The organism is Polaribacter aestuariivivens (assembly GCF_005885675.1).
GTDB classification, from domain to species: domain Bacteria; phylum Bacteroidota; class Bacteroidia; order Flavobacteriales; family Flavobacteriaceae; genus Polaribacter; species Polaribacter aestuariivivens.
The window spans coordinates 273,009-290,269 of the sequence record NZ_VANR01000002.1; the positions used below are offsets into that span (position 1 = coordinate 273,009).

12 protein-coding genes are annotated in these 17,261 nt (G+C 28.4%); 9 read left to right on the forward strand and 3 right to left on the reverse strand.

Translation table 11 applies throughout. The features are described from left to right. Positions 1 to 33: 33 nt before the first annotated feature. The gene (locus tag FDT66_RS04400; RefSeq protein ID WP_138534945.1) at positions 34 to 2,298 is read right to left on the reverse strand and encodes an acyl-CoA dehydrogenase family protein; all 2,265 of its coding nucleotides are present in this window, start codon (positions 2,296 to 2,298) and stop codon (positions 34 to 36) included. A gap of 283 nt (positions 2,299 to 2,581) precedes the next feature. Between FDT66_RS04400 and FDT66_RS04405 the strand changes: the two genes are divergently transcribed. The 7 genes from FDT66_RS04405 (at position 2,582) to FDT66_RS04435 (ending at position 14,670) form a co-directional block, all read left to right on the forward strand. Then, positions 2,582 to 3,760: a hypothetical protein gene (locus FDT66_RS04405; protein ID WP_138534946.1), complete on the forward strand. Its 1,179-nt coding sequence runs from the start codon at positions 2,582 to 2,584 to the stop codon at positions 3,758 to 3,760. 345 nt (positions 3,761 to 4,105) lie between these two features. Beyond that, on the forward strand, positions 4,106 to 4,783 hold the full coding sequence (locus tag FDT66_RS04410; protein WP_138534947.1) for an NUDIX hydrolase: 678 nt from the start codon (positions 4,106 to 4,108) through the stop codon (positions 4,781 to 4,783). 111 nt (positions 4,784 to 4,894) lie between these two features. Beyond that, positions 4,895 to 6,349, forward strand: coding sequence for a nicotinate phosphoribosyltransferase (locus FDT66_RS04415; protein ID WP_138534948.1), 1,455 nt, complete (start codon positions 4,895 to 4,897; stop codon positions 6,347 to 6,349). Positions 6,350 to 6,359: 10 nt separating this feature from the next. Continuing rightward, positions 6,360 to 7,127, forward strand: a complete 768-nt coding sequence (locus FDT66_RS04420; protein ID WP_138534949.1) for a phosphoribosyltransferase family protein — start codon at positions 6,360 to 6,362, stop codon at positions 7,125 to 7,127. A gap of 1,022 nt (positions 7,128 to 8,149) precedes the next feature. Next, positions 8,150 to 11,401, forward strand: a complete 3,252-nt coding sequence (locus FDT66_RS04425) for a DEAD/DEAH box helicase (protein ID WP_138534950.1) — start codon at positions 8,150 to 8,152, stop codon at positions 11,399 to 11,401. Positions 11,402 to 11,410: 9 nt separating this feature from the next. Next, entirely contained in the window at positions 11,411 to 13,702 is a 2,292-nt protein-coding gene (locus FDT66_RS04430; RefSeq protein ID WP_138534951.1) for an ATP-binding protein, read from the forward strand. Then, positions 13,699 to 14,670 carry an HNH endonuclease gene (locus tag FDT66_RS04435; RefSeq protein WP_138534952.1) on the forward strand — a complete coding sequence of 324 codons (972 nt, stop codon included), beginning with the start codon at positions 13,699 to 13,701 and terminating at the stop codon, positions 14,668 to 14,670. The genes FDT66_RS04430 and FDT66_RS04435 overlap by 4 nt, the downstream gene beginning before the upstream one ends. 10 nt (positions 14,671 to 14,680) lie before the next feature. On the opposite strand, the gene FDT66_RS04440 is transcribed toward FDT66_RS04435, so the two are convergent. After that, positions 14,681 to 14,866: a hypothetical protein gene (locus FDT66_RS04440; RefSeq protein ID WP_138534953.1), complete on the reverse strand. Its 186-nt coding sequence runs from the start codon at positions 14,864 to 14,866 to the stop codon at positions 14,681 to 14,683. Positions 14,867 to 15,003: 137 nt separating this feature from the next. Here FDT66_RS04440 and FDT66_RS04445 point away from each other — a divergent pair, with 137 nt between their 5' ends. Then, positions 15,004 to 15,225 (forward strand): helix-turn-helix domain-containing protein, encoded by a 222-nt coding sequence (locus tag FDT66_RS04445; protein ID WP_034045539.1) that lies wholly within the window; start codon positions 15,004 to 15,006, stop codon positions 15,223 to 15,225. After that, a complete protein-coding gene (locus tag FDT66_RS04450) occupies positions 15,225 to 15,641 on the forward strand; it encodes a hypothetical protein (RefSeq protein ID WP_138534954.1) in 417 nt (138 codons plus the stop codon). Before FDT66_RS04445 ends, FDT66_RS04450 begins: the two co-directional genes overlap by 1 nt. Before the next feature lie 800 nt (positions 15,642 to 16,441). On the opposite strand, the gene FDT66_RS04455 is transcribed toward FDT66_RS04450, so the two are convergent. Further along, the gene (locus FDT66_RS04455; protein ID WP_138534955.1) at positions 16,442 to 17,254 is read right to left on the reverse strand and encodes an RDD family protein; all 813 of its coding nucleotides are present in this window, start codon (positions 17,252 to 17,254) and stop codon (positions 16,442 to 16,444) included. Positions 17,255 to 17,261 lie beyond the last annotated feature (7 nt).

The window sequence follows — 17,261 nt, forward strand, 5'->3', positions numbered from 1 at the left end:
ATAACCCATGTAAAATTATCAAATAAAACAAAACTATTTAGCAATTGGCGCTTGCATACAATGCTTAGGAATGCCAAAACCATCTACCAAAACACCAATATGTGGTCTTAACTCTGTGGAGAGTCTTTCCACACGTTGACGCAATGCTTTGGATTTTGTACCACTAATATACCCTTGTTCTAAATACCAAGAAGCATCTTTTCTTAGTTCATGCAATGCGTATAATGTACCTAATTTTTGAAACAGGGTTTTATTTTTTTGATCAACAATGGTTTCTGTAAAATCTACAAAAGTAGCGTAGGCAAATGCTACACTATAGGCTTTTCCTAAGGCTAATAAATGGGTTTGTACTTTTAAAAATGCTTGGTAAGAAGGTACCCCTTTTTTTATGTAATCTTTAATACGCATGGCAACTGTATAAGTTAGCCTTCTTGTACGATAATCAAACGCGTGCGTATGAAATTTAGCACTGTACAAATGCGCAGTATCTACGTTATTTGTATAGGTAGGGTTAATGGTGTTAATTTTATCGCCAATTCGTTCTCCTAACAATTTAAGAACCGCCACAAAACCTGCACTGTTAAATTCCGATGTAAAATCAGACAAAACACCTTTCGCAGCCAATTGAAGTAATACGTGATTGTCACCTTCAAAAGTGGTAAAAATATCTACGTCACCTTTTAAATCTGCAATTTGATTTTCCAGTAAATATCCTTTTCCACCACAGGCTTCTCTACATTCTTGTATGGTATCATTGGCAAACCAAGTAATGATGGACTTTAAGCCTGCTACTTGGGTTTCAATTTTTCGTTTGTCTTCAATTTTTGGATCGCTATACACTTTCATAATATGTGTTAGTGCCACATCGTACACATAACAACTGGCAATTGCAGGTGTTAATCGTAATTGATGACTTGGATAATCCATCAGCAAATCTTCCTGAATTTTTATACTGTCGTTAAATTGTCTTCTTTGTAATGCGTGTTTTACAGCAATTGCCAAAGATTTTTTGGCACCACCAAGTCCTGCTCTTGCCACACAAATTCTACCACCAACCAATGTACCCAACATTGTAAAGAAACGTTTGTTTGGATTTTTTATATCAGAATGATAGGTACCATCTGCAGTAATATTGCCATATTTATTCAACAAATTTTCTCTAGGAACTTTTACTTGATGAAACCAAATTTTACCATTATCAACTCCATTCAAGCCTAATTTATACCCATTGTCTTCTATGGTAACACCTGGCGTTAAGTTGTGATTGCTATCACGAATGGTTACTAAAATAGCATGTACCCCATGGTTTTTACCATCTACAATTAATTGAGCAAATACAGATGCCATAGTGGAGTGTAAGGCGTTTCCTATATATTCTTTATTATCATTTTTTCCTGGTGTGTGAATAATAATACTGTCTGTTTCTTTATCGTAAGTGGCTGTTGTTTTAATACCTCTTACATTAGATCCATGTCCGGTTTCTGTCATTGCGAAACAACCCAAAATATTGGATTTTCCTGTTTCAGATAAATAGGCATCATGGTGTTTTTTGGTACCTAATTTTTGAATACTGCCTCCAAAAAGTCCAAATTGTACACCAAATTTTATAGTCATACTGCCATCTACGTACATCATGTTTTCAAAAATAGCAGCATACCCAATCATATTGTTGCTACCTCCATAAGGTTCTGTATAAGACATGGCTCCGTAGCCTTTTTTTGCTAACAATTGTACTTGTTTTAATACATGCAACCTAAAGGCTTCTTTATCTCTTTTAAGGTTCCATTCGAAAATAGGATCTTTTAAAAAATCTCTAAAACCATCTATTACTGTGGCTTGATCGCCTTTTAAAATGGTATCTATTTCTTTAGGATTATAAAAATTAGAAACAACATTTTCTACAATACCAATGTCAAATAAATGCTTGTAGTGGTTTGGTTGAATACCTAAATTGATTTCAATATCTTTTAAGTGTGCGTTAAATGGACAATCACCAAAATGATGACAAAGCATTTTTTGACTAAATGTAGCAAGCGGATACGTATCACTTTCTATCAATTGAACTTGAGAATGTGAAATGACATTTTTCCAATTTTTTAATACTTCATAAGAAGGAGGTGTGTTTTTATCTAAACATGTTAAAAGATATTCATACTCTTTCTTATCTAAACTTTTATCTTGCTCAATGGCTTTTTTTACAACAGAAACCTCTGAATACGACAATAAATCATCAGACCAAATCACATAAAAGAATGGAATGTATTGCAAAACGCCAGCAGTGTATTTTTTTATTACCATAAATTGAATTTACGAAAAAAAATAAAATAAGTAAGCACAAGCCAAAGCAATTTTTGAGTAATTTTTGAAAAGAATATGACCTCTCTTTTGAAAAAACATATAACTTGCTTCATAAACTCATAATTAAGTTTTAAATAATAAAGAAATTTAAAAAGCAAAAAGCATTGCAAAGATATTTTAGAGATAATATATATATTACGATATTAAAAAAATACTTATTTATAGGTAGTATACAATATCAAATAAACAAATACCTTTATCACTAACCAAAAACTTACCTAAAATGAAAAAGAAGTTCTTTACACTAACAGTTTTATTTTTTACATTTAGTTCATTTGCACAAGAAGTTCCTTATCAACTTTATCAAAAAGATTTAAGGGCAACAGATACAAAAGATACTTTGTTTAATAATAAAATGCTAAATCTATTTTTTGCTAATGAAGTAGGAACAGCGTTTGCTGGTTCTAATGATTTGTCTTTACAAAAATTTTATGCCAGTATAGATGCTAGCGATAAATCATTGTCTATTGGTTTTAATTACGACTCTAGACCAAATGATAAATTAAAAAGGTTAAAATATATTCATAGTGGTAATTTTAAATTAAAGTCATCAGATAAATTTGCCACTGTATTTGATTTTAGTAAAGACAATCCTTTTCAAAAAGATAATATTGGTTTTTCTTACAAGTTTTCTATCATAGGTAGGGGTATTTTAAATTTTACAAGCACAGGCAAAGTAGATAGAAAAGCTGCCATAATTTCAAATAGAAAAAAGTTATATAAAGAATACAATACTGTTGTAGATAATGCACAAGAGTTGTATGTAGAAATGGTTGAAAAAGAAATAACATTTATAAAAGCTAACAAACTATATAAGCATCAATGGAATCATTGGTACTCAGCAGAAATATATTTACCTTTTGGTAAAAGAACCTTTTTAACTACACCAAACATTACAACAGCATACAAAGAGCATCGTTTTTGGGAAGCTTCTTTAGGGTTTTCTGCAAACACCATGTGGGAGTTTTCTAAAGGATATGCTATATTTTTAAAAGGGTTGTTTACATTGAAAAACAACAATAATATTTTAGTAGATAATTTAAGCTCAAATGTGTTTCAAACTGAACAAACTGGTTTCAATAATACTACTGTAATTACGAATACAGAAAATGTGTATATTACAGATTATGATCCTTTTGTTACTTCATCAATACTATTAGAACCAGCATTTTTTATAAAAACAGGGATAGGTTCTTTTGGTTTTAGTCCGTCAGTTGAATTTAATTTTGGTACTTACAATGGCACTAACTTAAAAATAGGGGTTCCTATAAGTTTGTATGATGGTGAAGGAAAACCCAAAGTAAATTTTGAATTGCAATGGAAAAAGGTAGAAACGTTAAGTAGTAATATAGAACTTATTGGCTTAAGTACTAGTTTCTTATTTGGTGATTTAATCAATTAAATGCATCTTGGTAAATTCGTACATTAAAAAAATATAAATTTTTAATAAACAGCATACAAACCGAACATAACTTATATACACAATTATGTGTAAGTAGTTTTAAATACGGATATAAATTAATTACTATGCTATTGTACTATAATGTTTTGCGTTATGTAACTTGAGCTTTGGTTAAAAGCGAAAGTTGTTACTACAGTTTCTTTAAAAAATTTATTCTAAAAGCTTCTTCTGCAATGTTAATGGAACACTTTTTATGCGACGACGTAGGAGGGAAGCGTAATGTGTGTGGAATGGAATGATTAATAATACATTTTATTTTATATATTTGCGTATAAAATACACATAATGAACAAGCAATCAATTAAACTTTCTGTAGATGCAGTTGTATTTGGATATGAAGAAGGAAATATATCTGTTTTGTTAATAAAAAGAAAGTATGCTCCATATAAAGGTAAATGGGCAATTCCTGGAGGTTTTGTTCTTAACAATGAATCATTAGAAGAAGCTGTTGAAAGAGAACTTCACGAAGAAACAGGGATAAAAATTAGTTACCTTGAACAATTATACACATTTGGAAACCCTTCAAGAGATCCTAGAGGTAGAGTTGTTTCTATTGCTTATTTTGGGCTAGTAAGACCCAATGCATTTCAAATATTTGCTTCTACAGATGCAGAACAAGCTCAATGGTTTGATATAAAAGAACTTCCTGAATTGTCATTTGATCATAGAGAGATTTTAGACATAGCTATTAAAAGATTACAAGGTAAGATTACTTATGAACCTATTGGTTTTGAATTGCTTGATAAAAAATTCCCTTTTTCAGATTTAGAAAAATTGTATACCACACTTTTAGGGAGAGATATTGATAGACGAAACTTTAGAAAGAAAATAGTTGGTTTAAATGTTTTAGATGAACTTGATGAAAAAATTTCAAAAGGTTCTGGAAGACCTGCAATACTATTTAAGTTTAACCAAAAAAGGTATTTCCAACTCAAAAAAGAAGGAATTATTTTTGAAATATAATAATCTTAAAACCAAATAATTAATCTGTTTGTGTAAAAATAACACAAAATATATTTGAAAGTAAATTTATTAATTATATATTTGTGTCATAATTACGCAAATTAAATCAATATGAACGGATTATTATTAACAGACGGTTATAAAACAGGACATCACCAACAATATCCAAAAGAAACAGAACAAGTATACTCAAATTGGACTCCAAGAAGTAATAAATATGCACCTAAAGGTTGTAATAAAGTAGTTTCATTTGGACAACAATATGTTATAAAATGGTTGGATGATTATTTTCAACATAATTTTTTTTCAAAAGAAAAAAAGCAAGTTTGTAAAGAAATAAAAGAAGAAATGTCTTTGTATTTAGGTACAGATTATGATGTTACTCATTATGAAAAACTTCATGATTTACAATATCTACCAATTAAAGTTAAATCTTTACCTGAAGGAGTAGAAGTACCTATAAGAATTCCAATGGTTACTGTGGTTAATACGCATAAGGATTTTTATTGGGTTACAAATTTTTTAGAAACAATATTGTCTACAATGTTATGGCAGCCAATGACATCTGCAACTATTGCAATATTATATAAGCGTATCTTTAAAAAATGGGCTTTATTAACTGATAGTGAAAATATAGGTTTTATAGATTTTCAAGGACATGATTTTTCAATGCGTGGAATGGGAGGATTGCAAAGTGCTTTATCATCTGGAATGGGACATGCAAGTGTTTTTTTAGGTTCAGATACACTACCTGTAATTAGTGGAATGCGTAAATATTATAACGCAAAAGGTTTTGTAGTAGGTTCAGTCAATGCAACAGAACATTCTGTAATGTGTGCAGGCACAAAACATGATGAAATAGGAACATTTAGAGAATTAATGAATACTTATCCAACAGGAATTTTATCAGTTGTAAGTGATACATGGGATTTATGGAAAGTACTAACAGTGTATTTACCAAAATTAAAAAATGAAATTTTAGAAAGAGATGGTAAGTTAGTTATTCGTCCTGATAGTGGAGATCCAGTCGATATTATTTGTGGAGAAAATAGAGGAATAGGAGGAAAGGAGCCAAAAGATAAAGGTGTTGTAGAATTACTTTGGGATATTTTTGGTGGAACTGTAAATAAAGAAGGTTTTAAAGTTTTAGATTCTCATATCGGAGCAATTTATGGCGATAGTATTACAACAGAAAGAGCTGAACAAATTTGTCAAAGATTACATGATAAAGGTTTTGCTTCAACAAATGTAGTTTTAGGTATTGGTTCTTTTACTTATCAATTTAATACAAGAGATACTTTTGGTTTTGCAATGAAAGCAACTTCTGTAATTGTTAAAGGAGAAAGACGAGAAATATTTAAAGATCCAATTACAGATGATGGCATTAAAAAATCAGCTAAAGGATTGGTGAAAGTAGGTGTTGATAAAGGAGAGTATATTTTAATAGATCAAGTTACTCTTGAAGAAGAGAATAAAGGAGAACTGCAATTGATTTATGAAAATGGAAAGTTTTTAAATCAAGTTACTTTAGAAAAAATCAGAGAGAGAATTAATAATTCAATTTAAATTTTGATAAATGAAATATGAATTAAATAAATTTAAAGATGGGCAAGTATCTGCCAAAATATTAGAATCTGGTGATTTAGATATTAAGATTAGAGGGAATTCTTATGAAGACTTGTTTAAAATAGCTTCAGTAAAGGAAGCATGGGATTCTGAAAACGCTCTTAATAAAAACAATAATTCTATTTTAACAATCTATTGCTTAATTGGTCAACGATCAGATAGACGTTTTAATAAAGGCGAATCTTTCGATTTGAAAGTGATTTGTAAGTTTATAAATAATATGAATTTTGATAAAGTTTTTATTTTTCATCCTCATAGTGATATATCATTAGCTTTAATAGATAATTCTGAAAAAGTATCCCATTTTAAATATGTTGAAAAAACATTTAAAAAGATTGGTAATCCAATATTAATAAGCCCAGATGCAGGAGCGTATAAGGTAACTCATGAGATTGCTCAAAAACTAAATGCAGATTTAGTACCTTCAAATAAAGTTAGAATTGATGGAAATCCAGTTATTAGTATTCAAGGTGATGTAAAAAGTAAAAAATGCTTAATTGTAGATGACTTAGCCGATGGTGGTAGAACATTTAAGTTTTTAGCAGAAGCTTTAAAATCCCAAGGAGCATCAAAAGTATTTCTATATGTTACACATGGTCAATTTAATTATGGTTTTGATGAATTAAAAGAAACAATTGACCATATTTATTGTACAAATAGTTACAAGAATATAGACAATAATTTTGTAACTCAATACAAATTAGATAATATTATGTAAAATAGAATCTCGATATTTTTAGTTGGCCTCATAAAATTTTTGGCTAAAACAATAGGTGAAGTGAGCGTCCATATTTTAGGGGTTTAGTAATATAGTTTCTTATGAGTTTCGATTTCACAAGGGATTTCAAAGTAATGTAAATAGTTACAATGTTTCTTAAAATATAGCGAATGAGCCGTTAATTGTTTCCAAAATTATATGCAGCCTTGAATTTTTGTTTCTTTTGTTTCAAGACAAAAGATAATGAAACATTAAAAAAAAGATTATTTGAAGTTCTATAGTTAACAAGTGCATAGAATTTTATTTTTCTTAAAATTTATGTTTTTGTGGCAAGCTTACGAGAATCGTCTAAAATTTTTTATTACGTACATTTTATCGAATACGCGATTTTTAATAAGAGCAAAAAGGTTAGCTTTTATTTTGGCGTTGGCAAGAGTTTTAATGATTGAAAAACTGAATATTGTAAAGAACAAATACATCTTCTGGTAAATTTTAAATAATAGATAATTATAGCTTACAAATGTTAAGCCATAACTTTTTTAAAAGCTTTAAAAGCCAATTTTTACTTGACTTCTTAATATGAAAATGATTTATACTTATATAATTAAAATTGCAATTGTAGTAAGTAGAATGTTTCATTAGATATCTATTAAAAATTAAAAATATACTAAATTATTTATTTGTACTATAATGTTCTGCGTTATGTAACTTTGCTTGGGAGAAAAAAGCGATTATAAATAACTATTCTTCTTTTTAGATTTTTTTCCTATCCCAAAAGTTTCTTTAAAAATGTAATGGAATACTCTTTTTGCTGGAAAGGGCAGAGGAGTGGAGGCAAAATGTGTATGTAATGGGATTATGCTTTCTAATTTTTATCTAATTACGGAATGCCGTAAGTCTTTGCTTGTTAATTTTTTATATATTTGAATTGACTCATTACGAGTAGAAATTCTCCCCTAAAATAAGCAACAATAACAACTGTTTTTAGCTCTGGTTAGAAATGGAATAATAAATTATTATATATGATTAAACTACCAAAACTATTACTTAATGTATGGAGTAAAACAGGGAACAAAAACCGAATTGAACAATTAATAAAAGAACAAACAGACATAACCCCGATATTGGTTGATTCGAAAAGAGGAAGTGTAGTTTTGAGTTATAATGAAGAAAATTATCTTTTTACTAGTAATAAAAATAATATTCCCGATGAGTATAACTATGTTTTACACACCAGTAGTAGTCCAACTTTAGAGGGGGTAACTTCTGGTTCAGTTAAAGTAAAAAAATGGTTAAAACATCCAGAAAACATATCGCACACTAATGATGAAATCATTAATTCTTGGAAAGGGAAATTTAATTTCAAAGAAGAAGATGTAAATAATGATATAAATGGTCTGAGAGTTCCGCAAATATCAGCTTTATATGCTAGTCTAAGTCATTTAAAAGTTTCTGATAAAAGTGGAGTTATTGTTATGCCAACTGGTACGGGAAAAACAGAAACAATGTTGTCATTATTAATAGCCAATGGATGCAAAAAAATAATAGTTACAGTTCCATCCGATGCTTTGAGAACTCAAATATTTAATAAATTTCAAAGTTTAGGTTTATTAAAACAGTTTGGTATAATTGAAAAAAGTGTTTTGTACCCAAGAGTAGGTATTCTTCGGCAAAAGTTTTCAGATATTAATGAATTAGAAGAGTTCTTTGAGAATAGCAATGTTATAATCACATCAATGAATATTGTTGCTACAAGCCCAATCGAACAACAAAACAAAATAGCAGAACTATGTTCTCATATTTTTATAGATGAAGCACATCATATAAAAGCAAAATCTTGGGATACTTTTAGGAAAAGATTTGAAGAACATAAAGTTTTAATGTTTACTGCAACTCCATTTCGAAATGACCAAAAAAGATTAGATGGAAAAATAATTTTTAATTTCCCTCTAGCAAAAGCACAAGAGCAGGGTTACTTTAAAAAAATAGACTTTATACCCGTTAGGGAATATGATTCTGAACAAGCGGACATATTAATAGCAGAAAAAGCTATTGAAAGGCTTAAACTTGATATTAATAACGGTTATAATCATATATTGATGGCTAGATGTAGTACTAAATCTAGGGCGGAATCTATTTTTAAAATATATGAATCTCATTCTGAATTAAACCCAGTCTTAATCCATTCAGATACAACGGATAAAAAGTCTGTGTTGGAAGATATTGTTTCAAAGAAACATCAAATAATAGTAGCTGTAGATATGTTAGGAGAAGGGTTTGATTTACCTGAACTAAAAGTTGCTGCTTTTCACGATATTAGAAAGAGTTTACCTATTACTTTACAGTTTGCAGGAAGGTTCACAAGAACTAAGTATGATGAAGAATTAGGTAATGCATCTTTTATTGCAAATTTAGCAGATATAAATGTTAAGAATGAATTGGCTGAACTCTATGCTCAAGATGCAGATTGGAATTTATTATTATCATCTTTAAGTACAGGAGAAATTGATGATGAAATTGCATATGAGGAATTTATATCTGGATTTAAGAACTTAGGCGATACAACAATATCCTTACAAAATATAAAAACCCCATTAAGTGCCGTTGTATATAAAAATCATACTAATTCTTGGTTCCCAAATAATTTTAAAATTGGAATGCCTGATTTTGATGAAAAAGATTATAGGTTTTCTGATATTAATAAAGACAAGAAAGTCTTAGTAATTGTTACAGCTCAAAAGAAAGACGTAGAATGGGGAAATTTTAAGGAAATTTATGAATTACAATGGAGTATTACTATTGTTTTTTGGGATTCTAAAAATAACTTATTATTCATCTATAGCTCTGATAAAAGTATGAGCAAGGACTTAGCTGTAGCAATTATTGGAAAAGATGCAGAACAAATAAATGAAATAAACATTTTTAGAGCATTTCACGGTCTACAGAGGGTTTCATTACAAAACGTAGGTTTAAAGGAGTTTTTGGGGAAAAGTATTCGATTTAGAATGAGTGTAGGAACTGATGTAGAACAAGCTTTGAGTATAGCGGAAAAAGAAAGAGGGCAAAAAGCTTTTGTTTTTGGTGTAGGCTATGAAGATGGAGAAAAAATTTCACTTGGATGTTCTTATAAAGGTAGGATTTGGAGTAAACTAAAAGGTGGATTAAAAGAATATACTGAGTGGTGTACGGAGGTAGGAGCAAAACTAGTTAATGAGAAAATAGACCCTAATCAAGTTTTGAAAGAAACTCTTATGCCACAATCAATATCGAATAGACCTGTAGGTGTAATTCCTGTATGGGTTGATTGGGATGAAGAAATGTATAGTCATACAGAAACTAAATTCAAATTTGTTATTGGTGAAAAAAAATATGATTTATCAAATTGTGAATTACAAATTTTTAACCCAACTGAAGATGGAGGGTTATATTTTCAATTGGTAACAGTAGATAAAACTATTGACTTAGAAATTAAACTGAATGAAAAAACAGTTGAAGAATATGTAATATACGATTACGAGATAATAAAGATTTCAGCAGAAACAGTAATAGTTGAATATGGCAATAACAGAGTTAATTTAAATAGCTTTTTATATAACTATGTTCCTACGATTTGGTTTGCAGATGGCTCAGCTCTTACAGGAAATTATTATGTACAATTAAGGCAAATGATTAATCCTTTTTCTGCTGAGAAATTAATTCCTTGGGATTGGAAAGATATTGATATTAGTAAAGAAGCACAAGGAGTTGAACCAAAAATCACTAATTCTATACAATACAAGGTTATAGAAGATTTAAAGAGAGAAGATTTTGATATAATTTATGATGATGATTATTCAGGAGAAATAGCAGATGTTATAGCAATAAAACAACATCCTGATAAAATTAAAGTTAATTTTTACCATTTAAAATATGCTAAAGATGGAAAAGTTAGTAACAGTATAGGGAATTTTTATGAAGTATGTGGTCAAGCGCAAAAGTCAATTCATTGGAAACATAAGAGTGGTACAGAATTCTTTGAACATCTCTTAAGAAGAGAAATTAAAAGAAAAAAAGACAAGAGTTGTTCTAGAATAGAAAAAGGCACTAGAAATGATTTAATAAAATTAATGTCAATAGCTAAAAAAAGAATATCTATGGATTTTGAAATTTTTATTGTTCAACCAAGCTTATCTAAATCATCTGCATCTGATAGTATTTTAACACTCTTAGGAGTAACTGAAAATTATATTAAAGAATTAGCAGATATTAATTTAAATGTAATTACTAGTAATTAAAATAAATGTATGAATCAATTTAAACTCCTTTGCATCATTCCGTTAAATGGATGTGATGAAAAATTTCGTAAAAATTTAACTATTGGAGAAGCATACAAATTTAAAAGTGATTTTACTGTAGAGTTAGATGATGATAAACGTAAAATCATTAAGATTTCAAGAGAAAAAAAAGGAATTGAAAACTTATATCATTTAAGTAACGGAATCTCTTTAGAAATTTCAGCTTTGGTTGGGTTAAATGGTTCAGGAAAAAGTGCTTTAATTGAGCTTTTATATTATTTAATATATACAATGAGTTTATACAATAGTAAAAAACCTCTATTAACAGAGCATTCAAAACTTATAAGCCAACAGATTGAAAGAGCTCAGAAAGATTCTAAAAAGTTATATGATTCAAAAAAGAAATTCAGATCAATCGAACTTTTTAAAGTTTTAAACGATCATAATTTAAACTTAAGTAAAAAAGAATTAGCAGGTATAACTAATGGTCAAACTTTAATAAAAAACATAATAAAGAAACGTTTAGAATTCCTATTAGGACAAGAGCAAGATGACTTAAAAAGTGAACGTTTTATTAAGGAAAATCTTTCTGCGGCTATAGTTTATGAAACATCAGGTAGCATTTATTCAGTAAGTTTTTCTAACAAAAAATTGAGCTGTTACAAATATGATTCTAATGGAAAACCAAAAATTATAAAAGATTTCTTTTTTGATTCTTTTTTCTATTCTATTTGTCTTAATTATTCGCATCATTCACTAAACTCTAAAGTTATGGGTAATTGGATAAATAGTCTTTTTCATAAAAATGATGGATACGCTACACCTGTAGTTATTAATCCAATGAGGGATAATGGAAATTTTGATATTAATAGAGAGCTTCATTTGTCAAATGAAAGGATTATGTCAAATTTTGCATTTGATGCAGTAAGAAATAAAAAAGTAAGATTATTAGATAAATATGAATTAAGGAAATTTCTATTCTCTGCCAAAAAAGATTTTACACTTATCAAATTAGCGGGATTTCAAGACAAGTTTGAACGCGAAAAATATTCGAATACAAAGTACTATGATGCTGATGATTTTGATAATCTTGAATCTGTTAAACTCGTTAGATCTATATTAGGAAAAGGATACTTGAGAGAATACTCCAATTATCAAGATTATGCACTTGGTTATCTAGAGAAAAAAATTAACAAAATTAAAAATAATTATTCTAGTCTATTTGATGATAAAAACTTCAATTTTAATTACAAAAAGTTTATTTCGTTTTTGAAAAATGACAAAAGTCATATAACTAAAAAACTAAGACAAACGATTAACTTTTTAAGAGTATCGGATAATAAAGATTCTATATGGAATAAACCATTTCATTACTCCTACAACGAATTAACTTTAGAGGAATTAAATTTATGGTTAGCTGAATGCGACAAAGATTTTAAAAATCTTACCCCATCTTCTTTAATGGATTATGCGCTACCAGGATTTTTCAATATTGACTTTGAAATATCAACTAGCGATAATAAACTCGTTAAGTTAAGTAATTTAAGTTCAGGTGAACAACAAATGATATTTAACATTAACACAATAAGCTATCATCTGTATAATTTACAATCAGTGCATTTTACGGATGAAGATACAGAAGTAATAAGATTGCCATATAAAAATGTGGCAATCATATTGGATGAAATAGAGATATACTATCATCCTGATATGCAAAGAGAGTTAAGCCTTAACATCATTGAAGCTTTGGAAAAAGTAAAAAACACAAATGATATAGGTATAGAGTCTATCCATATTATATATTTAACTCACTCTCCTTTCATCCTTTCAGATATACCTTCATCAAATATATTAAGGCTTAATAATGGCCAAATTAAAGAACTTGAACAACAAACTTTTGGTGCCAATATTCACGACTTATTAGCAAATGATTTTTTCTTAGAAAAGGGGTTTATGGGTGAATTTGCTAAAAATGAAATAAATAAAGTAATTGAATCATTAAATTTTAAACGTCTAAATAATTTAAAAGATGAAAAACAGAAGCTAATTAACAAAACAATAGATACAGATAAAAGATTAATACTTGAAAATGAAATTATTAAAATTGAAAATAAATTAAATAATATAGCAACACCAAGTAAAAAGTATGATGAGACATATTGCAAAAAATTAATTGAATTAGTAGGAGAACCAATACTATATATGAGTTTAATGGAGCTATATACAGAGGTTTTTCAATCTAAAAAAGAAGAGTTTATTCAGTCTCAAATAGATAGGTTAGAAAAATTAAAAAAATTATGATTGCTATTCATCAAAATAAAGTAAAAGTAGTTCAATCCTCTTTCAGTTCCGAAATTGAAAACCAAAGAGAAAAAGCACTTAAAAAATTAAAAGATATTACTAAAAATCAATTTAATAGGGTTGAAAAGGATTATCTAATCAGTGTAATAAATCTTTTTGAAGAAAGTTCTCCCGTTAAAATTATTGAAGCTACACCAAATGAGATTATTACTCAAATAGCAAATATTGGGATTATACCTCCAAATTCAAGGTTTTATAAGAATGGTAGAGCCAAAAAAACTTTGAAATCATTTATTTTAGAAGCTCTAAATTATACAAGTTTAAGAAGTTCATTTTATCCTAATTATTTTAGAAAAATTGGTGTTAAAACTTGTGTTTACTGCAATTCATCACTAACAATTACAGCAAAAAAAACATCTAATAATGGTTATTCTGCTAAATTTGATGTAGATCATTATCATTCAAAAGATAAATACCCCTTTCTAAGTATTTCTTTATTTAATTTATACCCAGCTTGTGCATCTTGTAATAGAGCTAAAAAAAATGATGAAATTGAATTTGAATTATATACAGAACTAGGGGCTAAAACTCTTAAGTCAGAATATAAATTTAAATTACATCCATATTCTAAAGCAAAATATTTAACTACAAAAGATTCTAAAAATATAGAATTCACTTTTGAAGAGCCCATATATGCAAATCCAAATGCTAAAACATTCAAAGATGTATTTCATATAGAGGGAATATATCAAACACAAAATGATTTAATAGAGGAATTGATTATTAAAAGCCAGATATACAATAAATCTTATTTAAAAGCTTTAAAATCAAATTTTTCTAAATTGTCTTTACACCCAGAACTATTTAAAAGAACTTTAATTGGTAATTATGTGGAAGATAAAAATATACACAAAAGACCTATGAGTAAATTAGTAATGGATATAGCAAAAGACCTTGATTTAATTTGAATAAATTATATTATTTACCATAATTAACACGTTTCTTAAAATCAATTACTTCGTCCTTTAATTTCTTATTGGCATTTTCAATTAATTCGTTTTGAAGTTTCATAATGCGTAAGAGGTCGTGAATGGCATTTAAGTTATCAAGTTGTGTATAAACTATCTCTTCTAATTGTGCTTTTGTATATCTTGAACTTGGCATTGTTCTTGTTTTAAGATTAAATATTCCGATTATCAGAACAAATATACATTATTTCGGACAAAATAAAAATAAATAGTTTATAAAATCGGAATACTTTATCTTAATATGTAAATTTATGTTCTTAAAATCAGATAATAATGACCGAATTAGGATTGTTCCTATCAAGAAAATCAGTTAATCGTTCCGATGTTTCAAGGAAAACAGGAATAAGTAAAACTAGACTTAGTGAATTAGCCAATAATGAGCGCACTAAGCTTAGAGCTGATGAATTATATCTAATTGCTTTAGCAATTGATGTAGACCCTTGCGAAGTATTTAAGCAAGTCTGCAAAGACCTTAAATTAAAAGAAGAAAACTAATGTCTTCTTTAAGTATAGAATTCCTAAAATCAGAATTACAAAACAATCACTTAGAAATAACTGCCAAAACCGATGGGAGGGAAGGAGTTGATTTTTTAATAGGCAACCACCAGATTTATGTACAATCACTAGATTTAGATACTGTAAAACAAAGTATTAAAATACCAAAACAAAATTTAGGAGTGCTAAACGATAACTTGTTTATTGCTTTAGTTTTAATCATAGAAAATGAACCTAGAATCGTTTATTTAATTCCATCCAAAGATTTACAAGATTCCAATAACAATTTCTTTGTAAATAACGAAGTAAGTTTAATGCCCAGTTTATCTAATTGGGAAATTAAAATATCAAGTAAATCTATTGAAGAATTAGAAAAGTACACTTTAAAGAATATGATTGATAAACTAAAAGTTTAGTTTTATAATATTATGTAAAATAGAGCGTACGTTTTTACCCAGATGAAGAGATGGCAAAACGGCCTCAGAAAACTTTGGTCAAAACAATAGGCGAAAGAGCGTATATATTTTAGAGGACTAGCAATACATATTCTTAATAATAACAAGGTTTAAAGTTAGTTCATAGCAATCTTAAAGAGTTACAATGTTTTCTAAAATATAGCGATTAAGCCGTGATTGTTTCCAAAGTTTTATGCAGCCTTGATTTTTTTGTTTCTTTTTTTATCAAGAAAAAAAGATATGCAAACACTTGAAAATTTTAAACAAATGCACAATTTGAGCAAGTGTATAAAATTTTATGCCTGGACAATGCGCTGGAAAAATTTTATTCTCTTGCGGCTAGTTAGCGAGAATTGCTTAGAAAAAAATCTTGCGGACATTTTATCGAATACGCGAATTTTAAATAAGAAGCAAAAGCTAGCTTTTTTTGGTGGTGGCAAGCGATGGATAATTGTGTTTAAAAAAATTACTGCGACAGCATAATTATTTTTAAAAAGCAATCGAGCGTTTGCGAGCGGCAATTTTACATAACGGCTAATTATAGTACAATCAGACGAAATTTTCAATTTAGTACAAAAGCCAAGAGCCAAATGTTTAATGACCCCCAGACGGAAGTTTATTGTATAGACTGCATATTCTGGGATATTTTACATAATATGGAATTATAGCTTACAAATGGCATAACAACAAGATATAATCAAAATATGATATTTGTACTATAATTTACATTATGTTAAATAGGTTATTTTAAAACCTCACCACTACATTTTCTGGGTATAATAATTATAATCCTTTAAAACGGTTTCTATAAATTCAGTATCGCTTTTGTGTTTAGAGACAATTCCGGTTACTTCTATAATTTTTGAACGTAAATTAATAAGTGTTTTATAATCATTGTATTTTTTTGCACTTTTAAAAGTTTCTTTGATTATACGAACATCATTATCTGATAATTGAATTACATTTGGATACATGGCTACATATTCATTTTCTAAATCCACCAAAATGGTATCAGAAAACTTTGCGGTATCTTTTAAATAAATAACTACGGTATTTGCAATAATATCTCCAAACCGTTGATTTTTTTTCGTTATAATAATCAGTAACAAACCTACCAGTTTTCCAAAAATAAATAACAGTCCAACAATCATGTCTTCATTTGGCAATCCTACAGACATTACATACACTACAATTAAAACAAATAAATTAAAGTCTATAATTCTTAAAAACCAACGCATTACAAAATCTGTAATACTGGGTTTAAAACCATCTTCATTAATTACTTTAATTTTTAAAAGCTTTTTACCAATAGTTTGTCCGTCCATTAAAATTTCTGAGTACAATGAGTAAAACGTAACAGGAATTAAAATTAGCACACTAATGGCTTTAATAGTCCAATTATCACCATTAAATGCTCTATCCAAAGCCTGAAAATCAAAAATATTGTAAACAATATAAATGTATGCGAATTTTAATACGTTATCTACAGCAAACGCTAATAACCTCTGACCAACATTGGCAACTGTAAATTTTATATTTACATTTTGTGCTGTTTTTATTTGGAGTGTTTTCATGCAATGT